At 45.5% G+C, this 24,260-nt stretch carries 21 protein-coding genes and 1 other RNA gene; 11 read left to right on the plus strand and 11 right to left on the minus strand.

What is annotated here, in order from left to right; genetic code table 11:
- Window positions 1-49: 49 nt before the first annotated feature.
- Complete coding sequence (gene truB, locus KE626_RS04800; RefSeq protein WP_211971741.1) at window positions 50-745, plus strand: tRNA pseudouridine(55) synthase TruB; 696 nt, start codon at window positions 50-52, stop codon at window positions 743-745.
- Here the strand turns inward: truB and tamL are convergent.
- On the minus strand, window positions 726-3,158 hold the full coding sequence (tamL, locus tag KE626_RS04805; RefSeq protein ID WP_249207311.1) for a translocation and assembly module lipoprotein TamL: 2,433 nt from the start codon (window positions 3,156-3,158) through the stop codon (window positions 726-728). The genes truB and tamL overlap by 20 nt on opposite strands.
- 102 nt (window positions 3,159-3,260) lie before the next feature.
- On the opposite strand from tamL, the gene KE626_RS34615 reads away from it, so the two are divergent.
- From KE626_RS34615 to KE626_RS04820, 3 genes are read left to right on the plus strand one after another with little or no spacing between them, the layout of a single operon-like run.
- Window positions 3,261-4,001: a TrmH family RNA methyltransferase gene (locus KE626_RS34615; RefSeq protein WP_428845021.1), complete on the plus strand. Its 741-nt coding sequence runs from the start codon at window positions 3,261-3,263 to the stop codon at window positions 3,999-4,001.
- A gap of 36 nt (window positions 4,002-4,037) precedes the next feature.
- Window positions 4,038-5,039 carry a hypothetical protein gene (locus tag KE626_RS04815; protein WP_211971744.1) on the plus strand — a complete coding sequence of 334 codons (1,002 nt, stop codon included), beginning with the start codon at window positions 4,038-4,040 and terminating at the stop codon, window positions 5,037-5,039.
- Window positions 5,005-7,338: a hypothetical protein gene (locus KE626_RS04820; protein ID WP_211971745.1), complete on the plus strand. Its 2,334-nt coding sequence runs from the start codon at window positions 5,005-5,007 to the stop codon at window positions 7,336-7,338. The genes KE626_RS04815 and KE626_RS04820 overlap by 35 nt, the downstream gene beginning before the upstream one ends.
- On the opposite strand, the gene KE626_RS04825 is transcribed toward KE626_RS04820, so the two are convergent.
- Window positions 7,339-8,574: an ABC transporter permease gene (locus KE626_RS04825; protein WP_211971746.1), complete on the minus strand. Its 1,236-nt coding sequence runs from the start codon at window positions 8,572-8,574 to the stop codon at window positions 7,339-7,341. It abuts the gene before it with no gap.
- A 183-nt stretch (window positions 8,575-8,757) separates the two neighbouring features.
- Here KE626_RS04825 and KE626_RS04830 point away from each other — a divergent pair, with 183 nt between their 5' ends.
- On the plus strand, window positions 8,758-10,047 hold the full coding sequence (locus KE626_RS04830; protein ID WP_211971747.1) for a type IX secretion system plug protein: 1,290 nt from the start codon (window positions 8,758-8,760) through the stop codon (window positions 10,045-10,047).
- A gap of 97 nt (window positions 10,048-10,144) precedes the next feature.
- Here KE626_RS04830 and KE626_RS04835 read toward each other — a convergent pair whose 3' ends face one another.
- The 5 genes from KE626_RS04835 to ffs all read right to left on the minus strand — a co-directional run bounded on the left by KE626_RS04835 (window position 10,145) and on the right by ffs (window position 15,102).
- Complete coding sequence (locus tag KE626_RS04835) at window positions 10,145-11,458, minus strand: NAD(P)/FAD-dependent oxidoreductase (RefSeq protein WP_211971748.1); 1,314 nt, start codon at window positions 11,456-11,458, stop codon at window positions 10,145-10,147.
- 348 nt (window positions 11,459-11,806) lie between these two features.
- Window positions 11,807-12,517, minus strand: coding sequence for an MIP/aquaporin family protein (locus KE626_RS04840; RefSeq protein ID WP_211971749.1), 711 nt, complete (start codon window positions 12,515-12,517; stop codon window positions 11,807-11,809).
- A 33-nt stretch (window positions 12,518-12,550) separates the two neighbouring features.
- The gene (gene glpK / locus KE626_RS04845; protein ID WP_211971750.1) at window positions 12,551-14,047 is read right to left on the minus strand and encodes a glycerol kinase GlpK; all 1,497 of its coding nucleotides are present in this window, start codon (window positions 14,045-14,047) and stop codon (window positions 12,551-12,553) included.
- A gap of 179 nt (window positions 14,048-14,226) precedes the next feature.
- Complete coding sequence (fsa, locus tag KE626_RS04850) at window positions 14,227-14,877, minus strand: fructose-6-phosphate aldolase (protein WP_211971751.1); 651 nt, start codon at window positions 14,875-14,877, stop codon at window positions 14,227-14,229.
- Window positions 14,878-15,002: 125 nt separating this feature from the next.
- Window positions 15,003-15,102, minus strand: an RNA gene (gene ffs, locus KE626_RS04855) — signal recognition particle sRNA small type.
- A 210-nt stretch (window positions 15,103-15,312) separates the two neighbouring features.
- Here ffs and KE626_RS04860 point away from each other — a divergent pair.
- Entirely contained in the window at window positions 15,313-15,756 is a 444-nt protein-coding gene (locus KE626_RS04860) for a DUF5684 domain-containing protein (RefSeq protein ID WP_249207270.1), read from the plus strand.
- A gap of 52 nt (window positions 15,757-15,808) precedes the next feature.
- Here the strand turns inward: KE626_RS04860 and KE626_RS04865 are convergent, their stop codons facing one another.
- Window positions 15,809-16,546, minus strand: coding sequence for an RDD family protein (locus KE626_RS04865; protein WP_211971752.1), 738 nt, complete (start codon window positions 16,544-16,546; stop codon window positions 15,809-15,811).
- 122 nt (window positions 16,547-16,668) lie between these two features.
- Here KE626_RS04865 and KE626_RS04870 point away from each other — a divergent pair, with 122 nt between their 5' ends.
- From KE626_RS04870 to KE626_RS04890, 5 genes are all read left to right on the plus strand, one after another.
- Entirely contained in the window at window positions 16,669-17,664 is a 996-nt protein-coding gene (locus KE626_RS04870; RefSeq protein WP_211971753.1) for a stage II sporulation protein M, read from the plus strand.
- Window position 17,665: 1 nt separating this feature from the next.
- Window positions 17,666-18,481: a DUF4129 domain-containing protein gene (locus KE626_RS04875; RefSeq protein ID WP_211971754.1), complete on the plus strand. Its 816-nt coding sequence runs from the start codon at window positions 17,666-17,668 to the stop codon at window positions 18,479-18,481.
- The gene (locus tag KE626_RS04880; protein ID WP_211971755.1) at window positions 18,478-19,704 is read left to right on the plus strand and encodes a DUF4350 domain-containing protein; all 1,227 of its coding nucleotides are present in this window, start codon (window positions 18,478-18,480) and stop codon (window positions 19,702-19,704) included. Before KE626_RS04875 ends, KE626_RS04880 begins: the two co-directional genes overlap by 4 nt.
- 3 nt (window positions 19,705-19,707) lie before the next feature.
- Window positions 19,708-20,688, plus strand: a complete 981-nt coding sequence (locus KE626_RS04885) for an AAA family ATPase (protein WP_211971756.1) — start codon at window positions 19,708-19,710, stop codon at window positions 20,686-20,688.
- A 303-nt stretch (window positions 20,689-20,991) separates the two neighbouring features.
- Entirely contained in the window at window positions 20,992-22,344 is a 1,353-nt protein-coding gene (locus KE626_RS04890; protein WP_211971757.1) for a DUF58 domain-containing protein, read from the plus strand.
- Here the strand turns inward: KE626_RS04890 and KE626_RS04895 are convergent, their stop codons facing one another.
- Genes KE626_RS04895 through KE626_RS04905 form a run of 3 tightly spaced genes read right to left on the minus strand, consistent with a single transcriptional unit; the run spans window position 22,345 to window position 24,250 of the window.
- Window positions 22,345-23,034 (minus strand): hypothetical protein, encoded by a 690-nt coding sequence (locus KE626_RS04895; RefSeq protein WP_211971758.1) that lies wholly within the window; start codon window positions 23,032-23,034, stop codon window positions 22,345-22,347. It abuts the gene before it with no gap.
- Between the two features lie 43 nt (window positions 23,035-23,077).
- A complete protein-coding gene (locus KE626_RS04900) occupies window positions 23,078-23,668 on the minus strand; it encodes a riboflavin synthase (protein ID WP_211971759.1) in 591 nt (196 codons plus the stop codon).
- 21 nt (window positions 23,669-23,689) lie between these two features.
- A complete protein-coding gene (locus tag KE626_RS04905; protein ID WP_211971760.1) occupies window positions 23,690-24,250 on the minus strand; it encodes a cob(I)yrinic acid a,c-diamide adenosyltransferase in 561 nt (186 codons plus the stop codon).
- Window positions 24,251-24,260: the final 10 nt, after the last annotated feature.

The following is a 24,260-nucleotide window of genomic DNA, read 5'->3' on the forward strand; positions in this document are numbered from 1 at the left end:
AGCGGACAGCGGAAGGCTAAAAGCTACTGTTAAACCCTATCTTTGCCCTATGCAAACGAACGAAAATATCAATTACCAGGAGGGAGCCGTGATACTGATCAACAAACCATTAACGTGGACTTCCTTCGATGTAGTGCGTAAGATAAGAAATACCACCAAAGCAAAAATAGGTCATGCCGGCACGCTGGACCCTTTGGCTACCGGGTTACTGATTTGCTGCACCGGGAAAATGACAAAAAAAATCAACGAATACCAGGCACAGGAAAAAGAATATACCGGCACTTTTACCCTGGGTGCTACCACACCAACCTTTGACAAGGAATCTGAGCCTGAAAATTTTAAAGATATCAGTCATCTTGATGCCGCTGCTATATTGGCCGCCACCAAGCCTTTTATCGGTGAAATCATGCAGCTGCCTCCTATTCATTCTGCCATTAAACAAAATGGCAAACCCATCTACCTGTTGGCCAGAAAAGGTGTGGATGTAAAAGTGGAACCCCGTAAATTAACCATCTCAGCATTTGAGATCACTAAAATAGCCTTGCCTGAAGTGCATTTCAGGGTCGTATGCAGCACGGGTACGTATATACGTTCGCTGGCAAATGACTATGGTGCTGAATTGGGGTGCGGTGCTTACCTGAGCAGTCTTTGCAGAACCCGCATCGGTGACTTTAAACTGTCGGATGCTACAGACATGGCTGATTTCATTGCAGCCAACACTGTTCCTAAAACGGATAACCAATAGCAATATTCCAGATAATATTTTCACGTCTCCATTTGCTGTCTTTCAAATCCCATTCCCCTACATACCAGCCGTTTTTATTACCGGTAAAGTAGGGTACTTTCAGCGGAATGCCCCAATCCAGGCGGATGAGGAAGAAAGAGAAGTCTAAGCGCAGACCCGCGCCCGTACCCATGGCCAGATCATGATATAACTGGCCGAACTGGAATTCGGAGCCGGGTCTGGAGGAGTCTTTCCGGATCATCCAGATATTACCCATATCGAGAAAAGTGGCGCCTTTCAGGTTGATGGTGCCGCCAAACATACGCAACAGGTCGAAACGGTATTCCAGGTTACCTTCCAGCTTCATATCGCCCGTTTGATCAGGGAATGCCTGTGCTGTAGCGGAAGAGTCCTTGAAGGAGCCGGGGCCCAGCGTACGTAAACGCCATGCGCGTATACTGTTGGGACCTCCGGAAGTAAACTGTCTTACATAGGGCAATACCTGTGAGTAGCTGTACGGGATACCTACGCCGGCATATGCCCTGGTAGCAAGACCGCTATGCAGCCCGAGTTTCCAGTAGTGCCGGTAATCTGCTTCTATCTTTACAAAATTTGAAATATTAACACTGGTCAGCGTTTCGAGGTTGGTTTTATGCCCGCTGATGCTGTTCATCAGGCTGTTGATCCCACTCAGCCAGAGGCCCGATTCTTCCACATTTACCCTGAAATAGCTATAATGGCGCTGGTGCAGCAGGTCCTGGTTGCTGAAGATAAACGAAACGCTTTCCCCGCCAATCAACGCCGGTTCGAAACTGCGTTTCAGGTAAGGATTGGTATTTACCACGCTGTCGCGGAAAGTAGGATTCAGGCTTACACCCACATAGTTCAGGGTGATGGGCCGGATAATCCAGCGTTTATAAAGCGTTTCGTTCCAGTCGTAGCCGTAGGAGGCATTGATACTGGTGACATCAAATTTTTCCACACGCGACAGGTAGTTGGCGCCCAGTGTTAAACGGGTTTTTACATTGGATCTGGCGGACTGTTTGATATGGAAAGGAAGGGCAAAACGGGGCCAGGTAAGACTTACCTCGCCGCCAAACTGTTTGGACTGCAGGTCCCAGCCTGACTGCTGGGGGCGCACCAGCTCAATACCCGTACTGAGGGCCATGCCCAGCTGTGTGGCAGTATTGTTCAGGTTAATATGCCGGTAGTTTAGCGTGATCCCGGACCCCAGCGTATAGTCGGAACTGTTACTTAACTCAAAAGTGAGTCCCATTTCCTGCTTGCGGCGCGGAGTGAGGAACACGTAAGCATCCAGCGTTTTCACAGAATCTTTGCGCTCCTTATACTGCAGCGTCACAAATTGCCAGACACCGATGTCATATAGTTTGTTGACCGTATTGTTATACTGCTGCAGGGAATAGGTTTCGCCCGGCCGTAGTAAAATAGACCTGGAAAGGATCTTGGGTTTCAGTACTTCCTGGTGGTAACGGATGTTAATATATTTACGGTCGTCATGCAGCAGGGTGCTGTCGTTCGGATTGCCGTTCAGCGAAAAGTCGGGATAGGCGTATATTTTACCGATGTGATACTGTTCCCAGCGGGAGATACTGTCTTCCGGATTTTTGATATGGATTTCCACATCCATGGTCAGTTTATCTCTTCCTTTATTTTCGTTGAAGATATTTACAAATCCCTCAAAAGGATTGAGGGTATTGCGGAAGAGTGCCTTGTTCAGCGTATCCACGCTGTATTCGATCGCGTCGCGGTTAAACTTATAATAGCCGGCATCTTTGATGAGGCGGGTAAGTCTTTCCCTTTCACTGCCGAGGGTGGCTGATTTGAACACGATGCCTTTCTGGATCAGCGATAAATTTTCATTAGCTTTTACAATGCTTAAAATCGCTGAGTCGGGGATTACGTAGGTGATTTTATCGATAACAAAGTTTCTGCCGGTGTTCACGTGGTAGGTGACACTTGTTTTCCGGTGTTTTGTATTGGCGTTGTAGTTTACGGCTGCGTAGAAGAATCCCTGGTTGCGGAGGTAGCTGGTCATGCGTTCCACAGATTCTTTCGATTTGGTGGAATCGTATACTACGGGTTCTTCCAGGTTCCTTTTGGCAAGGACCAGGTTCCAGAACCAGTTTGATTTCTTCTCATTATACTTCTGGTTGTAGAGCCAGACCTTTATACGGGAGTTCAGTAATTTTTTGTTCGGCTGTTGGGTCATCAGCGATTTGGAAGCGAGGGAGCTGCGCAGATCCTGTTTTTCGGCATTGAGGATTTCGCCTTTTACTTCTACTTTGCTGCTGGTATACAGCGTCTGATCTTTCTGAAGATACCTGGTATTGGAACATGCCGCCAACGTGAATATTACAGCCAGTAGCAGCAATTGTTTCAGCAGTAAAATTCTGGATTTGGGAAGCAGCTGCATCACGGGCAAAAACGTTGTTAGTAATTTTAAAAGCTATTCCTGACGAACCTGATACCACGCCTATTCTTGGCTGATTAAAAGAAATCGTGTAGGTTTGGTCCCATGTTGTCAAAGGCGCAAATTAAATATATTCAATCATTACAGCACAAAAAAAACAGGCAAAAATCCAGCCAGTATGTGGCAGAGGGTGACAAGATCGTGCAGGAGCTGCTACAGGCGGGGATGCCGGTAAAAGGAGTATTTGCCACCACCGATTGGCTGGAGCAACATACTTCTCTACTGAGCGGGTTACCTGCAAATGCCGTAGTGGAAGTAGATACTGCTGTACTCAAACAACTGTCGTCGCTTACTACCCCCAACAGGGCGATGGCTTTGCTGGATATGCCGCCCGCCATAGATCCGTTGCCGGCGGCAGGTACGGTAGTGCTGGCGTTGGAAGCCATACAGGATCCCGGTAATATGGGAACGCTGATTCGTATAGCCGACTGGTTTGGTATCCCGCAGATCATTTGCTCCCCCGATTGTGTAGACGTATACAATCCCAAAACCATACAATCCACCATGGGTAGTGTGGTACGGGTACGTATAGCCGAATACGGTATAAAGGAATTATTACAGCAAACTACGCTGCCTTCCTATGCCGCCACCCTGCATGGTAAAAATATTGCCGGGTTTCCTGCTATTAAGGAGGGCATTATACTGATAGGGAATGAAGGAAGGGGATTAACGGAAGAAGTAACTGCGCTGGCGACCCACCGGATCACCATTCCCCGGATCGGTGGCGCTGAATCGTTGAATGCTGCTGTAGCAGCAGGAATTATCTGCGGACGACTCCTCATCTGATTGATCATGATACCCCGTGTACTGTTAATAAGTTTGATGTGCTGTATTGTTGCCTGTAGCCACCCGGTGCAGCGCACAATAACACCGGCATTTTACTTCTGGAAACAAACCTGGACCGGAAACACCACTGAGCAGCAATATATACAGCAGCTGCCTGCAAAAAAACTCTATGTTAAGTTTTTTGATGTGACCACAGACGAGGTCACGAAAACGCCGGTGCCGGTGGCTGTTTTCCGGCAGGCGGCCCCCTTGCCTGCCAATGTGGATATTGTACCCGTAATATTTTTGATGAACGAGGTATGGGCCCGTCCGGATAGCGCATTGGCCGGCAATGTTGTTAAACTGCTGGAACAATTATGCGACAGCATTCCTGCCGCGCGCATACCGGAAATACAGCTGGATTGCGATTGGACGCAAAGCAGCCGGGATGCCTATTTCTCTTTTATAAAACAAGTGAAACAAACCCCTTTTTTCCGGCAACGGCGGTTGTCGGCCACCATTCGGCTGTACCAGGTGAAATATGTGGGAAAGACCGGGGTGCCACCGGTCGACAGAGGATTGCTGATGTGTTACAACATGGGCGATCTGCGGAAGCCCGGTGCGCATAATTCTATTCTCGACGTGGATGTAATGGAATCCTACCTGGGAGAGCATCGTATTGCCAGATATCCCTTACCTTTGGACATCGCTTTACCACTGTTTGGATGGAGTGTTTTATTCCGCAACGATATAGGGTATGCGGGTATTTTAAGGAATGTTGGGGAAACGGAATTGAAGCAAACAAAGCTGTTTACCCCAGGCCCCCACCGCCTGTACACTGTGCAACAGGATACCTTGCTGAATGGCTATTCATTGAAAAAAGGTAATGTGATCCGGCGGGAAACAATAGATCCCTTAACATTGAATGCTGCCGCAAAATTGGTGGCAAAACAGCTGCAGACAAAAGATCCGGCCGTTATATTTTATCATCTTGATTCGCTGACGTTACAAAATTATCCATTGGATGAACTACAGGAAATTATTCGTTTTTTTAATTAGCTTTTTCGCCGTTTTCTTTGGTAATATCATTTACACCTTGTCGTGTGGTCCTACACCGGATCCTTATGATTATTATATTTCCTTTTTCTCCCCTTTTGCCAAAGGAGGCGGGTATGAACCTTTTTACTATACTTCCCTTACCAGTTTCTATGGTGATCCTACTCCATCGGAAGAAACGGCAAATGTGAACGACTGGCAGAAATATACCGGCAGCAAAGTAACGGCAAAGGCTATACGGGAATGTATCTATTCCTATAAACAGGAGCAGTTGTCCGTCATTGCCACCGGGAGCAATATATTGCCGGACAGCGTGAAGCAGAATTCTTTTGCACAGTTTTTATCAAAAGAAAAAAACAGGGAAGCTGCCCGGTACCTGTTGTTCGCCAAAACCTGCGAGCCTGCTGTGATCAATGCTGATCCCTGGTCAGTGCCGGAAAGGAACAATGCCCTGCTGGGAAACCTGTATACAGAAGGTGAGGAACTGTACAATAAAACAAAAGATAAGGATATCCGTGAACGTTACGCTTTCCAGCTGGTGCGGCTGCAACATTACAGCAAGCAATACCGTGAAGCAGTTACTACGTTTGATAAATTTTTTGAAGAACGGGATAAACAGTCGCTGGTATATTTCAAGGCCATGGCCCTGAAAGCCGGCGCTTTATTGCGTTTAAAGGATTCTGTACAAAGTGCTTATCTATTTTCCCGTGTTTTTGAAAATGCGCCCTCATTGCGTATTTCCTGTTTCACGAGTTTAATGTGGACCAATACCACAGGCGACCAGGTATACCCGCTTTGTAAGGATAATCATGAAAAAGCTATGGTGGCCGCTATTTATGGCTTTGCCAATGCAGAACCGGATGTTGCTGCCATCCGCCAGGTATATGCTTTTGATCCTGCCTCTCCTGCGCTGAATATATTACTGGGAAGGGAAATTAATAAGCTGGAAGATAAATATTTCAGCCCGTATCTGGGAGAAGATCAGGGTACGGGGTTGGTCAGCATGCAGGATTATTCAGCTGCCGAAAAGAATAAACTGGTTTCCCGGTTAACGGAACTGCAAACTGTGGCGGATGATCTTCTGGCTAAGGGCAAATTAAAAGATATGGATCTGTGGCGGATTTCATCTGCCTATATTTCCTGTATCCGCAAAGACTATCCGGCAGCAAAGATCCGGCTGGATGAAGTGAAAACAAAAGATCCTGCCATAAAGGATCAATGGGAGATTGTGAACCTGCTGGTGAATATCAATCAGCAGAAGGTGATCGACAGCGCCTTTGAATCCCGCTTGCTGACTTCTTTTAAATGGCTGGATACGAAAACACCTGCAGGGCAAGGCCGTCAATATGGCGAATACCTGGGTATGCCCGATGAAGTGTATTCGTTTAAAAAAATATACCGCAACCTGTTGTTCGCTGTACTGGCGCCGCATTATCATCAGCAGGGAGATGTTATTAAGGAAGCGCTGATCAGGGGCCGTTGTGATTCCCTGCACATGAATGATTATTTTGTTTCCGGTGAAACGGCCATATCCCAGATCACCAACGGGATGAAATCCGCAGCGCTGATCCGGCTGAATGATTTTTTGCGTCAACCGGTTAAATCGCCGTATGAGTTGTACCTGGCGGGCTTTTTCCCGAAAGGTCTGAATATGAATAATGTGATTGGGGTGAGTTATATGCGGGTACATGATTTTGCCAATGCGCGAGACTGGTTCAAAAAACCGCCGGCGGGTACGCCGGCGGTTTCTTACCAGGTATTCCGGGAACAATTGCAGGATTTTGGGGAAGATACCGCTGAGTTGCATTACAATAAGACGATTACACAGCAACAGTTTTGCGAACGTATGGTACAGTTACAGGACAAAATGAAAACAGCGCCTGTATCACCCAAAGTATACTACGATTATGCGTCTGCGTTATTCAGTATTTCTTATTATGGCAAAACCTGGTACTTTGTAAAAGACTATCGCCCATCTACTGAATGGTATTCCACTAAATGTGATAAAGATCCTTTTGAAAAACAGTACTTCGGTTGTTATGCCGCTGAGAGTTATTATCAGAAGGCGGCGCAGGCCAGTACTGACAGGGAGTTCAGAGCCCGGTGTGCGTTTATGGCTGCACGTTGCTCACAAAAACACACTGCTGAAAATGAGGACAACAACAAGTATGTTTCAGCGTTGATACATAACCGTTACTTCCCTTTATTATCCGGTAATTTTGCACAAACAAAGTTTTATCAGCAGGTATATGACCAGTGCAGTTACCTGAAAGACTATGTAAAAAGTACCCGAAAGAAATAGTTATTTAAACTGTATGGCCTTTACCGGCGTTATGCGGCAGATGATTAGTGATGGAAGCAGCAGTACCAATATACAGATCAGGAAAGTGCCTAAGTTGATCAGCACTATATCTGTCCAATGTATAGAAATGGCTGCTACCGACATGTAATATGACTCTTCCGGTAATTTGAAGATGCCGGTGCTTTGCTGGAGGAAAGCAATGCCCAATCCAAAGAAATCGCCGATCAGTATGCCCATGATGATAATATAGCCGGCCTGGAAAACGAATACCTGCTGGATATTCCAGTTGCGCATCCCCAATGCTTTGGTGATGCCAATCATGTTGGTGCGTTCCAGGATCAGGATCAGGATGGCCGTAATCATATTGATGATCGCTACTATCGTCATGATGATAATGATGATCAGTTCATTTTGGTTCTGTAACTGCAACCAGTCAAAAATATTGGGATAGATGTCGCGTACGGTGCGGGTAAACAGCTGGTCGGGCAGCAGGTTATTATCCAGGTACCTGGCGGTGGAGTCCATCCTCCGGTAGTTGCTGAGAGTGAGTTCATAACCGCCTACCTGGTCAGGTTCCCAGTCGTTGAGCTTACGTACGAGGCTAAGATCGCCGATGATATAGGTTTTGTCATATTCTTCTATACCTGTTTTAAAGATACCCGTTACCGTTAGTTTGCGGGCGCGGGGTGGAAGCCCGCCTCCCTGGATAAAATAGATGATCGCCTTATCATTTACTTTCAGCTGTAATTCTGTGGCGAGGTATTCGGAGATCATGATTTCCGGTGCATAAGCCGAATCGTTAAACTGTAACATTTTGCCCGACTGCAGGAAACGCTTGAGTTGCGGCCAGTCGTAGCCTTTGTCTACTCCCTTGAAAATGATACCGTCAATTTCCTTTTCGGATTTGATGATGGCCGATTTGGTAGCGTAGTTACTGATGGTTTTGATTCCTGGAGCCAGTTTAATACTGTCTACCAGGCTGTTTCTGCCGGTAAAGGGAATTTCTTCGGTGAGTGGTCCGGCATTGGGTTGGTACTGATTAATATGGATATGGCCCCAGAAACTGAATATCTTTTCCTGTATTACCTGTTGAAAACCGTTTACCAATGCTGTTGCCAGGATCATTACCGCCACGCTCACCGCGGTTGCGGCTACTGCAATATTAATAATGAATTTTGAAAAAGTAGATCCCTTATTGAAAGCAATCCTTTTGGCAATGAAAAATGATAAACGCATGGAACAAATATAGGGAAAAGCATAAAGCCGAAGGCATAAAGCAAAAAGCTATTACAGCGGATGATTATAGAGGTTAAATGTTTTATCTTCGCCCAGATCATTCGCTGTAATAGCTTTTTGCTTTATGCCTTCGGCTTTATGCTTTCCATTAATAGTCGTATCTTAAATAATCAATTATCTTGTATGCGTACAGCAGCATTTTTTGTAATGGCCTTCGCTTCCTGCCTGTTTGGTAGCAACTTAGCGGCACAGGTAAACGCTATTACCCCGGATCATGTGTACTTTAATAATATCAGATCTGTAAAGTTTAACCAGGCCGGCGACCAGCTTAGTTTGCCGATGTACACCATTGGTACAGGAGAGAAGCTGGAGCTGCAGTTTGACGACATGGATAATGATGTGAAGAACTACTATTATTCATTTGTTTTGTGTAATGCAGACTGGACACCGGCGCAGGTGAACCAGTTTGATTATATGCGTGGTTTTTCTGAAACAAGGATACTGAATTACAAGTTATCCAGTGTTTCCCTGCAACGTTATACTCACTACAGTGTGCAGTTACCGGGTACCAATAGTTATCCTGTGAAGTCGGGCAACTACCTGTTGAAAGTATACCTGGATAGTGATACATCGCAACTGGCCTTCACCCGGCGCATGTTTGTGGTGGAAAACAAGGCTGGAATATCCGGTTTTATACAGCAGCCGATAGCGCCTAAATTATTCCGTACTTATCAGAAGATCAACTTCGAAGTAAATACCGGCTCATTAAATATCCAGAACCCATTTGACCAGATAAAAGTGGTGGTGTTACAGAACTATCGCTGGGATAATGCGCTGACAACGCTCAGGCCCCAGTTTATCAACGGCAATATCTTAAAGTACAATGCGGAACAGGATTGTGTGATGCCGGCGGGAAAAGAATACCGGTGGATAGATCTGCGCAGTTTCCGGTTGCAAACCGAGCGGGTACAGCGTTCCGAATATCACAATAACAGCACAGATGTATTTGCGGTGCCGGACCATGAAAGAGCAGATAAGGTATACCAGTTTATTAAAGATATTAACGGCAAATATTACCTGGCTACGCTGGATGATTATGATCCTACTTTTGAAGGAGATTATGCATCTGTACATTTCTCATTTGCAGCTCCGGAGCCATATGCCGGATATGATATGTATATATTTGGAGAGCTGACCGATTATGAATGCAACAATAAAAATAAGTTGACATATAATGGCGCCAGCCGCGCATATGAGGGTACCTTGTTCCTGAAGCAGGGCTACTATAACTACATTTATGGGTTGGTGGATAAAACAGTACCCAATGCAAAATTCCAGACAGATCTGACGGAAGGTGATTACTGGGAAACAGAAAACAACTACACCATTTTATTGTATTACCGTCCATTGGGTGGAAGATCTGATGAACTGGTGTCATCCATTACATTGAACTCTATCCTGAATCGCAAGTAGGACTTTGATTCATGTGATGTATGTGATTATCCTGATGAAAGAAGAACAAAGCGATTGAATATTAAAAAGAGAGGCAGTGTGGCCTCTCTTTTTTATGTTATCCGTTTACGCTTTGTCGAAGTTTTACGATGTTGGCAGCACCGCGTTTAATGATAATGCGGGTACCGCGTTCGTAGGTGAAGTAGCGGTAAAACCAGTTGATAAATACCACCAGTTTATTTCTGAATCCCAGCAGGCTCATAAGATGGACGACCATCCATACCATCCAGGCGAGATAGCCACTCAGGCGTATACCGGCAATTTCGGCTACGGCCCTGTTACGGCCAATGGTGGCCATGCTGCCAAGATCTTTATAATTAAAGCCTTTCGTAGGTTTGTGTTCCAGTGAAAGACGGATATTATTCGCCACATTTTTCCCTTGTTGTATGGCTACCTGGGCTACCATAGGGTAACCTTTAGGGAACCGCGGATCATTGGTCATTTGTGCAATGTCGCCTATGGCGTATATATTGGTAAAGCCTTTCACCTCATTTAGTTCATTTACCAGGATACGACCGTTAGGGAGTACGATATCGGCAGGAATACCTGTTACGGGAATACCTTTTACACCGGCAGACCAGAGGAGCGACTGTGTTTGTATCTGCTCTCCTGTACTGAGGGTGACTGTTTTGCCGTCGTATTCTTTTACGCCGGTGTTGGTGAGTACGCGCACGCCAATATCTTGGAGGGCCTGTAATGTTTTTTGTGATGTTTTTTCGCTGAAGGAGGCGAGTAATTTTGGTCCTGCTTCAATGAGATAAACATTCATCAACGACTGAGGTAAAGTAGGATAATCCTTGGGCATGATATACTTGCGTAATTCGGCGAAAGCGCCTGCCAGCTCTACTCCTGTAGGGCCGCCGCCAACCATCACGAAGTTGAGTTTAGGTTTAATTTCTTCGGGATTTTGCAGCAGCAAACTTTCCTCAAATTGTTTCACCACATAATTCCTGATCTGCACTGCTTCAATCAGGGATTTCATGCCGATGGCATTTTCTTCTATATTTTTATTGCCAAAGAAATTGGTGTTACTACCGGTGGCAAACACGAGATAGTCGTAATGAATTTCACCGATGCCTGTTTCCAGGATGTTTTCTTCTGAGCGCAGTCCGGTTACTTCGGCCATGCGGAATACCAGGTTCTTTTGTTTTTTGAATATGCCACGTAAGGGGAAAGCGATACTATCCGGCTCCAGGCCAGCAGTAGATACCTGGTATAGCAGGGGTTGAAAAAGGTGATAGTTGTTTCTGTCGAGCAACACTACCTGAACGGGCACATGTTTAAGCTGTTTGGCCAGGTTTACGCCGCCGAATCCGCCGCCTACAATAACGATTCGCGGTTGTTTCGTTTCCGGGATGTTGGGCTGAATCATAATTCGTCTTTTTATATTTTGCAGCAATTACGATGATATGGTGGTCCTATTTTTTTAGTAAATGGTTCCGGTATTGTTTGACAAACCGTATACCAGTACTAAAGATTCCCAAAGTTACGAAACTTTCAGAAAAAAATGAAAGTTTTGTCTTGCCCAGGATTAAATTGATTAAACTGATTTTGATGATTTGATGAATTTGTCAGGATTTTTGGAAGATTTGAAAAGATTAAGGGAGATATAAGCGGATAAAATTCGCTCATATCTCCCCTAATTTTTTTTAATCAAAAAATTATTAAGAAAAAATCCTGTAAATCATCAAAATCAGTTTAATCCTGGGCAAGACAAAAATTACTGCAACAGGTATTTATAAAGAAACGCGGCTGCGGCGGCACCCGTCAGCGGTCCCAGTATTGGTATCCAGGCATAGCTCCAGTCGCTGTCGCGTTTGCCGGGAATAGGCAGCAGGTAGTGCATGAGCCTGGGGCCAAGGTCCCTGGCGGGATTGATGGCATAGCCGGTAGGGCCGCCGAGGGAGAGCCCGATTGCCAGCACCACAAAGGCTACCGGCAGCGCGTCGAGCGAACCCAGACTGGAAGCAGGACCGGTAATAAAGAGGATAGCCAGTATAAATACGAGGGTGGCAATGAATTCTGTGAGGAAATTGTATTTGCTGTTGCGGATGGCAGGAATTGTGCAAAATACGCCCAGCTTGGTATTGGGATCGGAGGTTTCATCGAAATGCTGTTTATAGGAAAGCCATACCAGCAGTGCACCGAGCATGGCGCCACCCATTTGGGCGGCTACGTATCCGGGCACTTTTTCCCATGGAAAGTTTCCCTGCAGCGCCTGCGCAAAAGTAACCGCAGGATTCAGATGAGCGCCGCTGTGTTTGGCCGTGGCATACACACCAACAAACACGGCCATGGCCCAGCCCATGGTGATCACCATCCAGCCGCCAAGATTACCTTTTGATTTGCTGAGAATCACGGCTGCTACCACACCATCGCCCAGTACGATTAAAAATGCCGTTCCTATAATTTCTGCTAAATAAGGTGACATAGTAAAACGAGATATTAATAAACGTGGATAATACTATATTTCTTCTGTCCATGCCTGTGCTGCCCTGATGGCGCGTTTCCATTCGCCGCATAGTCTTTTGCTTTCTGCGGGTTCCATGGCAGCATCGAAGGTGGCGTCTATCTGCCATTGTTTGGCGATGGTTTCTATGCTATCCCAGTAGCCAACAGCCAGCCCTGCCAGGTAGGCGGCGCCTAATGCAGTGGTTTCTGTTATAACGGGACGCACTACACGAAGATGGGTGATATCTGCCTGGAATTGCATGAGCAGGTTATTTTTTGTGGCGCCGCCGTCTACCCGTATTTCGCTGATAGGCATGCCTGCATCCGCTTCCATGGCTTTGAGTACATCCATGGTTTGGAAGGCGATACTGTCGAGCGCCGCGCGGGCAATATGTGCAGCGGAGGATCCTCTTGTAAGACCTACCATAGTGCCCCGTGCATGCTGGTTCCAGTAAGGGGCGCCCAGGCCGGCAAAGGCCGGTACGAGGTAAACGCCATCACTATGTGGTACGGTGGCGGCTAATTTCTCCACATCGGCAGAATGGCGGATAATGCCAAGGCCGTCGCGGAGCCATTGCACTACGGCGCCACCGATAAAGATGCTGCCTTCCAGTGCATAACTGGTTTTGCCGTTGATTTGCCAGGCTACCGTAGTGAGCAGGTTATTTTTGGAAGGAATGGGTTTGTCGCCCGTATTCAACACCATAAAACAACCGGTGCCATAGGTATTTTTGATCATCCCGGGTTGTGTGCATAGCTGTCCGAAGAGAGCGGCCTGCTGATCCCCGGCAATACCGGCAATAGGTATGCGGTAGGGGGTGAGATTGGCTTCGGAGTAACCATATACTTCACTGGATTGTTTTACTTCCGGTAGCATGGAGGCGGGAATATCGAAAAGAGATAGTAACTCTTCGTCCCATTGCATGTTGTGGATGTTGAACAACAAAGTGCGGGAGGCGTTACTCACATCTGTAATGTGGAGTTTGCCATTAGAGAAATTCCATGCCAGCCAGCTGTCTACCGTACCAAAAGCCAGTTCTCCGTTTTCGGCTTTTTTGCGGGCATCGGGAATATTATCCAGCAGCCATTTTATTTTGGTGCCGGAGAAGTAGGCATCCAGGCGCAGGCCTGTTTTATCTTTGATGAGTTGTTCTTTTCCCTGTTTGATCAGTTCATCGCAATAGGAAGCGGTACGGCGATCCTGCCATACAATGGCATTGTGAATAGGCTTACCGGTTTTTTTGTCCCAGACGATAGTGGTTTCCCGTTGATTGGTGATACCGATGGCGGCGATGTCCTGCCCGGTGATCCTTGCTTTGAGTATTACTTCGGCAGCCACGCTGGCCTGGGAAGTCCAGATTTCCATGGCATCGTGTTCCACCCATCCGGGTTGAGGAAATATTTGTTTGAATTCTTTCTGGGCAACTGCTTTGATGCTGCCATCATGATCGAAGATAATCGCGCGGGAGCTGGTGGTGCCCTGATCCAGCGAGAGGATATATTTTCCCATTAGGTTCTCTGTTTATTGCGTGTTCGGGTATCGTGGATATTATCTTTGAATTTAATTAAATTATCCAACAAAACGTGATCATCTCCCCAACAGCAAAATATCCGTACCGGCTGCCACAAAAAAAATCCCCGATGCAATTACTGCACCGGGGATACACCATCTAAAAAATATCTTAAAAACTACATTTTTTTGGCATCTTCGAGGAACTTGGCCAAACCGATATCTGTTAACGGATGTTTCAGCAGTCCCAGGATAGAATCTAACGGGCAGGTACATACGTCAGCACCTACTTCAGCACATTTTACAATGTGGAGTGCGCTACGGATAGAGGCTGCGAGGATTTCAGTTTTATAACCCTGTAAGCTGTAGATCTGCGCAATCTGAGCGATCAGTTCTACGCCATCCCAGTTGGTATCATCAATACGGCCAATAAAAGGAGATACATAAGCGGCACCGGCTTTAGCTGCCAGGATAGCCTGACCAGCAGAAAATACCAGCGTGCAGTTTGTTCTGATACCGTTGTCAGTAAACCATTTGATGGCTTTTACACCGTCTTTTATCATAGGTACTTTCACCACAATATTCGGGTGTATAGCAGCCAGTTTCTTACCTTCTTCAATGATAGATTTGAAATCTGTGGAAAGTACTTCCGCACTTACATCACCGTCTACTATTTCGCAGATGTCTTCGTAATGTTTGATGATAGCGGCTTCACCTTTAATACCTTCTTTAGCCATTAGGGATGGATTGGTGGTTACACCATCGAGAACGCCGAGGTCGTGAGCTTCCTGTATTTGCGCCAGATTAGCTGTATCAATAAAGAATTTCATGCTATATTAAATTAGTTGTCAGGAAATGAACGGTTTGTGGAAGATGCTGTGTCATTAGTGAAAGAGGTGGAGAAAATAGCAACCAGATACTATTGACAAGCAACTAATGACAATAAAAAAAGAAAAAAAGGCAAGTTACTTATATCGCACCGCTACAACCACCTACCCTTGCTACATTCCTGTCCTGGGGGAGTTCAGTAGGAGCTGGTCGTATAAGACTTGCCGGTTGCAAAGGTAATATAATGAGTTGAATCTCCAAATATTAGCTTGGAAAAAGTTGAAATTATTTTTCAAAACGTATTTATACGCATTCTTTTAAGGTTAATAATGTATAGGCTATGTATATAGCGGGAAAATATATATATTTGGATATATTGGGTTATACCCCCCGGATTGTTAATTATAAACTGTACTCAAACAACTTAAACCTCTTTTATGGAAACAACTACGTATGAAGGTAGCAGCGCCTTTGGTGCCTTATTCAGTGGCGTATTTCTTATTTTCTTCCTGGTCATCATCGTTTTCTTTGCATTCTGTATGTGGAGAATATTTGAGAAGGCCGGACAGGAGGGCTGGAAGGCAATTGTGCCTATCTACAACCTCTATGTTTACACACAGATCATTGGTAAACCATGGTGGTGGCTGATCCTGATGTGCATTCCCTACATCGGCATTATCTGGGGCATCTGGGCTACCAACCTGCTCAGTAAGAGTTTTGGTAAATCTGAAGGCTTTACAGTAGGGCTGATATTGCTGAGTATCGTGTTTTACCCGATCCTGGCATTTGACCGCACTATTGTATACAAAGGCCCGGCCGGCGACCCAGCCCGTTTTAACAATGTGAACGACGATTTAAATTCGATAGGTAAAACTATCTGATAAGCGGATAAATAACCATTAAAAAAGGCGGCCCGTTGAAGGCCGCCTTTTTTTAGTTCCTGGTAGTATAGTAGTTGTAATCGTTGAGCACCGTTTCGAGGAAATGCGTATGCGGCAGATCCGATTCAATATGCAGCACATCCTTTACGCGATAGGCTACCTTTGACGCCAGCTCTTCATCCCTGGCTTTCAGTGCGCGGTCCAACAGCTCCTTTACCTTGTTCATATCCCGGTCGGATAATTTCATGATCTGCGGAAACTGCGGTTTATAGTCTGTATTGGAAATATCGCGGAAAATGGTTTCCTCAATGCTGCCTTTTCGTTTGGTACTGATCACAAGGGTGCCCGCAATCACATCGCCCAAACGCTGGTTGTAAGGCGTACGTACAATGGACACCAGTGGTACCACCACCGGCACAAGAAACATAAAATACAGCGGCGTTTCAATAATGCGGAATATCCATCTTATCAGGTGCTGGCTGATGCCCGGCGAATTTCCGATCATGCTTACCACCTGGATATGCAACAGCTTTTTCCCTGGTGTAAGGCCATTCATGCTGATTTCCATAATAGGAAAGTAGAATATGATCGGCAGGAAAACCAGCAGCATATAAATCGTCAGGTGCGCGTCCATATCCATCCGGAACGAGGTAAGCACCGAATAGCATAACAGGAAATAACATAGCCGTATGGCAAAATCAATCAGCCAGGCTAAAAAACGTTTCACGATATCTGCCGACTCGAATTCAAGATCTATATTGAAAGAAGTTGGTATTTTTATATCTGCCATACTCAAATTTACATATTTGTTTATATATTGTTAAACGATTTAGTATGTTTGCCGGTATTCCCCCATTAGTAACCCATTACTGTAGGTAATATCCGTATTTAAAAGGGAAAGAAGAACTCACTATGAGAGAATCGCTGTTTATCAAGAAAAATTTGTCCCGCTGGAAGCAATACCAGGAGGAGCCCACAGATGACCCTGATGAAATGGCGGAAAGATTTGTATCTGTACTGGATGATCTGTCTTACGCCAAAACATTTTATAGCTTCAGTAAAGTAACCCGTTATATCAACGGCCTGGCCGCAGGTATCTACCATCGTATTTACCAGAACCGTAAAGAAGATGTAGGCCGCTTCCAGCTGTTTTTTAAATACGAATTGCCGCTGTTATTCCGCCGGTATCACCGCCTGCTATTGTTTACATTGTCATTCTTTTTGCTTTTCTGTATTATCGGCGCCTTTTCATCGGCGCATGATGAAACTTTTGTGCGCGGCGTACTGGGCGACGAATATGTAAATATGACGGAACGGAATATTGCCAATCATGATCCCTTTGGTGTTTACAAAGACGGGAATCCGCTGCTGATGTTTTTCAGCATTGCCTACAACAACATCCAGGTGGCCTTCTATTGCTACGTGGGTGGCATTTTCCTGGGTATCGGCTCTTTGTACCTGCTGATGCGGAATGGTGTAATGCTGGGTGTTTTTCAATACCTGTTTTTTACCCACGGCCTTGGCTGGAAATCTATATTGGTGATCTGGATACATGGTACGCTGGAAATTTCCAGCATCGTTATCGCCGGTTGCGCCGGGATTATCATGGGGAAGGGAATTCTCTTTCCGGGTACCCGGAAACGGATCGATTCCCTGCGAAAAGCTGCGAAAGACGGCATCAAGATCATGGTAACTTTAGTGCCCATATTTATTGTCGCCGCTTTTCTGGAAAGTTTCGTAACCCGTCACACCGGAATGCCGCTGCCGCTGAGTCTTTTTATCCTGTTGGGTTCGCTCGCCTTTATATTGGGTTACTTTGTTTTTTATCCCATCTACCTGCATAAAAAAGGATATCGTTTAAGTGCGGAAGGGAAAGTACTCACCCCATTTATCCTGTCAAAGCAGTAGTATGAAAAAATATGTTTGGTTGAAAATATGCCTGCTGTTGCTGCTCTGGCTGCCATTAAAAAGTATGGCGCAATACGATAGTATAAAAATAAATGAAGCGGACTTTATCAGGCAACAAAATAATCCGGATGTTATCGAAGCGACGGCCGACAGTGCAGTCAACATGAATACAGACAGTATCAGTGAGTCTTCCGAATATGAAGAAGAGGCTGCCGCCTATGAAATGCGGCATATACAGGACTCGCTGCTAAAAGAGTTGAAGGCCAATAAGAAGCTGCAATATTATGATATAGAGAAAGCGCCGCCCAAACGCAATACCTGGCTTGAACGCCTGATGGTAGCGCTATTCAGGTCTATTGCCGCCATCCGTTTTATTGTGATGATCCTGTTGCTGATTGGACTTGGACTGCTCGTATACTGGTATATGAAAACAAACGGTATGAGCTTTTTCCGCAAACCTAAGCTGATAGAAGGATTAGAAGAGATACAGGAAGAAGAATTACACAGTGCCGGCGAATACCAGGAGAAGATAAACGCAGCAGTAGCTGCCGGAGATATGAGGCAGGCCATACGCTGGTGGTACCTGTATACCTTGTTTCAGCTGGCCGGCCGCGAAATGATTGTGCCGGGAAGAGAGAAAACCAACAACGATTACCTGCGTAATATGAGGAGTTCTCCCTATTATAAAAAATTTGCTGCATTGACATTGGATTATGAATACATCTGGTACGGAGGCTTTGACGTGAGTGAAGACAATTTCAGGAATATCAACCAGGAGTTCAGGGATTTTAATAACGCAATAGGAAAAGCTTCGTGAATACCAAACCCATATATATCATCGGATCGGTTGCACTGTTGTTGATAGTGCTGATTATTGCCGGGGGAAATCTTACCACCAACAGGGAAGAGCAAACCACCGATATGCAGCGTTCATCGTTTTACAGCAAAGACAAAAAAGCCGGAGGCGCTTATGCCGCCTTTAAAATGCTGCCACAACTTTTTTACAGCAACTCCATACAGGTGGTCACCAAACCATTTGCGCGTACCTACGAAAAAGAAGCCCAGCTGAAATATAGTGGTAACGCCTATATCCTTGTGGCGAATGAATTGTTTACCACAGAAAAAGATGTGGATGCCATGCTGGAATATGCGGCAGTAGGAAACGAGTTATTTATTGCGGTAAATATGCCGGATCCTTATCTCGCCAAACAGTTAAAATTTGCGGTAGTGGAAAGCAGTAACCTGCAACAGAAAAAGGAGAGCCTGGTGCAGTATTATAAAGATGAAGCCGTACCCGTGGATACCAATTTCTCCTACCCTGGTATGATCAGCGGAAACTATTTTTCAGGTACCGACAGCAGCACAACAACTGTATTGGGCAGCAACTATAAAAACAAACCCAACTTTATACGTATATCGTATAGCCGCGGATATATTTACCTGTTGCTGAATCCCTACACTTTCACGAACTATTTTGTGCTGCATCAGCGCAATGTAAAGGCCCTGGAAACACAATTATCCTACCTGCAATACGGCGCCGGTAATGTATACTGGGATGATTTTTACAGCAGCCAGCATAGTGCGCAATCGGGCGATTTCAGCGAGTGGCAGGTACTGATGCGCTACCCGTCTATGCGGTGGGCGCTCTGGCTGGGAGTAGCATTGTTGTTACTGTATGTTTTATTCGAAAGCAAACGCCGTCAGCGCATCATTCCCGATAAACCGGCATTCAATAATACCTCGCTTGAGTTCGTAGATGCTATCGGGCAGCTGTATTACCAGCAGCATAACAACTACAACCTGGCTCATAAAATGATTCTCCATTTGCTGGAGTATATACGTAACCGTTACTACCTTAATACCAATATTCTGAACGAAGAATTTGTGGCGGCATTGTCCCGTAAGTCGGCTATACCGGAAACGGATATACGACAATTACTGCAAATGATGCACCATGTACAACTGGAAGAAAATATCAGCGACGACTATCTGAAGGAATTTTATAAACGTATTCAACTATTTTATTTAAACACGAAATAAATAATGGACACCAATACATTTCAACCCCGGACTGATTTTTCTGCGCTGCACCAAGGTGTGGAAGCTATCAGGGAGCAAATAGGAAAAGTAATTGTAGGGCAGCATCAGATGGTGGATCTCCTGATTGCAGGCCTGCTTACACAGGGTCATGTGCTGATAGAAGGCGTTCCCGGTGTTGCTAAAACACTTACGGCAAAGCTGTTGGCGCAATGTGTGGATGCTGATTTCAGCCGTATACAGTTTACGCCTGATCTGATGCCGGCCGATGTATTGGGCACTTCTGTTTTTAATCCGCAAACGAGAGCGTTTGAATATAAGAAGGGCCCTGTCTTTAGCAACCTGGTGCTGATTGATGAAATAAACCGCGCCCCGGCAAAAACGCAGTCGGCGTTGTTTGAAGTAATGGAAGAAAGGCAGATTACCAATGACGGCAACACCTGGTCGCTGGATCGTCCGTTTATGGTGATTGCCACGCAGAACCCGATAGAACAGGAAGGCACTTATCGCCTGCCGGAAGCCCAGCTGGACCGTTTCCTTTTTAAGATAGAAGTAAAATACCCTGATCTGCAGGAAGAAGTGGCCGTATTACGTGGCATCCATCATTTCAGCGGGGAAACAGATCTTACAAAGATGATCAGTAAAGTGGTAACAACCACACAGATTATTGACTACCAGAACCAGGTAAGACAGGTGGTGGTAGATGATAAGCTGTTTCATTACATTGCGGCTATCATCAATGAAACACGTATGAACTCGTCGCTTTACCTCGGCGCTTCTCCCCGTGCGTCCATTGCCGTTATGAACTGCGCCAAAGCTTTGGCAGCCATGAAAAACAGGGACTTCGTAATTCCTGATGATGTAGTGGAAATGGTGCCGCATGTATTACGCCATCGTATTATTCTTACGCCTGAAAAGGAAATGGAAGGTATTAAGACCGATGATGTGATTGCACAGATCATTAAGATGGTAGAAGTACCGAGATAGCTTTTAGCGGTTAGCTTTTAGCTGTTAGTTTACCGATATTATGCAGCTAACCGTCAAAAAGCTAACCGCTAAAAGCTAGCAATTAAGCTGGCAACTAAAGCTAACAGCTAATCGCTAACAGCTAAAAGCTAACACAATTAAGCTGGCAACTAAAGCTAACAGCTAACCGCTAACCGCTAAAAGCTAGCAATTAAGCTGGCAACTAAAGCTAACAGCTAACCGCTAACAGCTAAAAGCTAACACAATTAAGCTGGCAACTAAAGCTAACAGCTAATCGCTAACAGCTAAAAGCTAACACAATTTATGTCCGCAACAGTAAAGAATAATTTATATCAGCTGCTTTTTTTTACCAACAGGTTTTATCTCCTGTTGGGAGTAAATATCCTGTTGTTCATCATTTCATTTTTTATTCCACATCTTTATAATGTGGCGATCATCGCCTTTATTGTGCTGGTGGGCGTTATGCTGCTGGACATGGTTTTGTTGTTGTTGCGTCCTGCGGATATCGTATCGCTGGAACGTAAAACCAGCGCTCGTTTTAGCAATGGTGATGATAATGAAGTATTACTTGATTTTCATAACAGGTATCCTTTCCCCGTGTTTGTATCTGTGATTGAAGAGGTGCCCTTCCAGTTCCAGGAGCGGAATTTTTCGTTGAAAACAAAAGTTGGCGGGGGAGGGGCGCATGTGTTTCGCTATGTACTGCGACCGGTAGAAAGGGGTGTTTATGATTTTGGTTACAGCAATGTATTTGTAAAAAGCGCGCTGGGGATTATCTGCCGTCGTTTTGTATTTAATAACGAACAGTCGGTTAGCGTATATCCGAGTTTTCACCAGTTGCGGCATTTCGAGCTGTATTCCTATATGAACCGGTTAAACGAACTGGGGGTACATAAGCGCCGTGTAATCGGGCATAGTATGGAGTTTGATCACATCAAGCCTTATACCAAGGGTGACGACGTGCGGATGCTGAATTGGAAGGCATCTGCCCGGACAGGTAACCTGATGGTTAATAATTATGTGGAAGAAAGATCTCAGCAGGTATATTCTATTATTGATAAGGGGCGTACCATGAAGATGCCTTTTAACGGGTTATCCCTGTTGGACTATGCGATCAATGCGTCGCTGGTGTTTAGCAATGTGGCCATTAATAAAGGTGATAAAGCAGGTTTGGTAACCTTTACTGAGAATAAGGTGGAGGTATTGCCTGCCAGCAATAAAAAAGTACAGGTAAATAAGATCCTGGATACCTTGTATGCGCAGGAAACGCATTGGCAGGAAAGTGATTATGAGGCATTGAGTGTACAGCTTCGCAGCAGTGTATCTACCCGTTCTTTGCTGATGTTGTATACCAATTTTGAGTCGATGTCCAGTTTGCAGCGGCAGCTTCCCTTCCTGCGGCGCCTGGCCCGTTATCACCTGGTGCTGGTGGTGTTTTTTGAGAATACGGAGTTGAAGAAGGTGACTGAGCAGCCGGCTTATGACATCGAGGGGATTTATAAACAAACCATTGCGCAGAAGTTTGCGTATGATAAGAAGCTGATTGTAAAGGAGCTGGCAAAATACGGGATCATGTCGTTGTTAAGCCCACCGGAACAGTTAACGTTGAATGTAGTCAACAAATACCTGGAGCTGAAATCCCGGATGCTGATATAATTACTGTCTCCGTTTTCTTTTATTCCCTTCGGGAGAAGGTTTTGTAATCAGGGAATCCGGGTCCGGCGCTTGTTTTACGGGGATAACAGAGCGCAGGTACATGCGGTTGTTGTGTTTATACCATGCTTCCACGGTCACCGTTTTTATAGTATCGTTTTTGGGTAATAATAAATCCTGTCCTAATATTTCCCCATCAGATGCCGCAAATTTTACTGAAGCGGTATCCAGCGGAAATACTTTTCCACTGCTGAATTTCCCTTCCACATTCAGGTAAAAACGGATATCCCGCTTAATGCTGTCGGCATAGTGATTAAAGCGGATACCTGTCAGGTAGGGCAGGGTGATAGTGCTTTGCAAAGGTTTATTGTTGCCGGTACTAACGGTCAGGGTAATACGATAATGATCTTTTACCAGTTGAGGTCTGTTAAAGTAGAGTATACCATTACGGATACTACCATTACTGCTGCTGATATCCAGTTTATTCCAGCGATAGTTACCCCGGAGGTAGCCAGTGGTTTGTTGTGTGGAGCTATCACTGTAAAACAACTGTATGCCAATAGGAGCGCTGTTATATAGCTCCGTTACCGCCGAGGAATCGTAACTGCCTTGGATCCGTATTATGCCAGTCTGCTGGGCATTTGCCCGCAGGGAGAAAAAAATGACGAAGCAGAGCAGGAACGATCTTAGCATGCAGCTGTCGGCTTTAGTTTTGTATAGTAAGGACTGCAGATCATTAATTTCTAACAGCCATTTGTCTGGCTACATATTTACCAAGAATATCAAATTCGAGGTTGATCAGCGAGCCGGGTTTTATTTTGGAAACGTTGGTATGTTCGTAGGTGTAAGGAATGATGGCGACGGAGAACTCATCGTTGGATACATCAAACACGGTGAGACTGATCCCGTTCAGGCAAATACTCCCTTTTTCCACGATAAGTGCAGCAAATTCCTTTGGATAACGGAAGCGGTACAACCAGCTGCCATCCTGTTCTTCACAGGAAATGCATTCTCCTACGCTGTCTACATGTCCTTGTACCAGGTGGCCATCAATGCGGCCGTTAAATACCATGGCTCTTTCGAGGTTTACAAATTGTGTGGGGGTGAGCTGCCCCAGGTTGGTTTTTTGCAGGGTTTCTGCTACGGCAACGGTTTCGTAGGTGTTGCCCTGTATGTTGGTCACGGTCAGGCATACCCCATTATGTGCCACGCTCTGGTCTATTTTCAATTCGCCTGCGAGGGGCGTTTGTATCGTTATTACCAGGTTACCACCATCCTTCCTGGTAGATACTACTTCTGCTAGTGTTTCTATGATTCCTGTAAACATGAAGCGAATTTAAGCAATTTTCTATACCCGGGGTTTCCATGGAATTTCGTCCGCGCCCAGCTTGTGTCCTACCCAGCGTGCGAGTACAAAAAGGTAGTCGCTGAGACGGTTAATATATTTTAGTACCAGTGGTTCGATGAACATATCATGTTCCTTCATGCCTACGCAGAGGCGTTCGGTACGCCTGCAAACGCAGCGTGCAATATGGCAGGTAGATACCGCTACGTGGCCGCCGGGCAGGATGAAGGATTTCATTACCGGCAATTCTTCATTCATCTGGTCGATGCTGTTTTCCAGCAGTGCGATATCTGCTTCATGGAGGTCGGGTATTTTCAGTTTGGTTTCCTTATCGGGATCGCAGGCCAAAGCGGCGCCAATCGTAAAGAGGCGGTCCTGTATTTCGCGCAGCAGGTGTTTGGTGCCCGGATCGGCGATATAGTCGTTGACCAGGCCTATGTAGGAGTTAAGCTCATCCACGGTACCATAGGCATCAATGCGCACGTCACTTTTGGGTACTTTGGTACCGCCGATAAGGGAGGTTTTTCCTTTATCGCCTGTTTTAGTATATATTTTGAATGACATGGTTATTACA

This window comes from Chitinophaga hostae (assembly GCF_018224885.1).
Classification (GTDB): Bacteria; Bacteroidota; Bacteroidia; order Chitinophagales; family Chitinophagaceae; genus Chitinophaga; species Chitinophaga hostae.

Bases quoted from the DNA above. Each gene is read 5' to 3' on its own strand.
- KE626_RS04825 (WP_211971746.1), bottom strand. From the start codon at position 8,574: ATGCGTTTATCATTTTTCATTGCCAAAAGGATTGCTTTCAATAAGGGA.
- KE626_RS04820 (WP_211971745.1), top strand. From the start codon at position 5,005: ATGAACTACAGGAAATTATTCGTTTTTTTAATTAGCTTTTTCGCCGTT.
- KE626_RS04895 (WP_211971758.1), bottom strand. From the start codon at position 23,034: ATGCTAAGATCGTTCCTGCTCTGCTTCGTCATTTTTTTCTCCCTGCGG.
- fsa (WP_211971751.1), bottom strand. From the start codon at position 14,877: ATGAAATTCTTTATTGATACAGCTAATCTGGCGCAAATACAGGAAGCT.
- KE626_RS04885 (WP_211971756.1), top strand. From the start codon at position 19,708: ATGGACACCAATACATTTCAACCCCGGACTGATTTTTCTGCGCTGCAC.
- KE626_RS04875 (WP_211971754.1), top strand. From the start codon at position 17,666: ATGAAAAAATATGTTTGGTTGAAAATATGCCTGCTGTTGCTGCTCTGG.
- KE626_RS04865 (WP_211971752.1), bottom strand. From the start codon at position 16,546: ATGGCAGATATAAAAATACCAACTTCTTTCAATATAGATCTTGAATTC.
- KE626_RS34615 (WP_428845021.1), top strand. From the start codon at position 3,261: ATGTTGTCAAAGGCGCAAATTAAATATATTCAATCATTACAGCACAAA.
- KE626_RS04815 (WP_211971744.1), top strand. From the start codon at position 4,038: ATGTGCTGTATTGTTGCCTGTAGCCACCCGGTGCAGCGCACAATAACA.
- truB (WP_211971741.1), top strand. From the start codon at position 50: ATGCAAACGAACGAAAATATCAATTACCAGGAGGGAGCCGTGATACTG.
- KE626_RS04890 (WP_211971757.1), top strand. From the start codon at position 20,992: ATGTCCGCAACAGTAAAGAATAATTTATATCAGCTGCTTTTTTTTACC.
- tamL (WP_249207311.1), bottom strand. From the start codon at position 3,158: ATGCAGCTGCTTCCCAAATCCAGAATTTTACTGCTGAAACAATTGCTG.
- KE626_RS04835 (WP_211971748.1), bottom strand. From the start codon at position 11,458: ATGATTCAGCCCAACATCCCGGAAACGAAACAACCGCGAATCGTTATT.
- KE626_RS04900 (WP_211971759.1), bottom strand. From the start codon at position 23,668: ATGTTTACAGGAATCATAGAAACACTAGCAGAAGTAGTATCTACCAGG.
- glpK (WP_211971750.1), bottom strand. From the start codon at position 14,047: ATGGGAAAATATATCCTCTCGCTGGATCAGGGCACCACCAGCTCCCGC.
- KE626_RS04830 (WP_211971747.1), top strand. From the start codon at position 8,758: ATGCGTACAGCAGCATTTTTTGTAATGGCCTTCGCTTCCTGCCTGTTT.
- KE626_RS04905 (WP_211971760.1), bottom strand. From the start codon at position 24,250: ATGTCATTCAAAATATATACTAAAACAGGCGATAAAGGAAAAACCTCC.
- KE626_RS04840 (WP_211971749.1), bottom strand. From the start codon at position 12,517: ATGTCACCTTATTTAGCAGAAATTATAGGAACGGCATTTTTAATCGTA.
- KE626_RS04870 (WP_211971753.1), top strand. From the start codon at position 16,669: ATGAGAGAATCGCTGTTTATCAAGAAAAATTTGTCCCGCTGGAAGCAA.
- KE626_RS04860 (WP_249207270.1), top strand. From the start codon at position 15,313: ATGGAAACAACTACGTATGAAGGTAGCAGCGCCTTTGGTGCCTTATTC.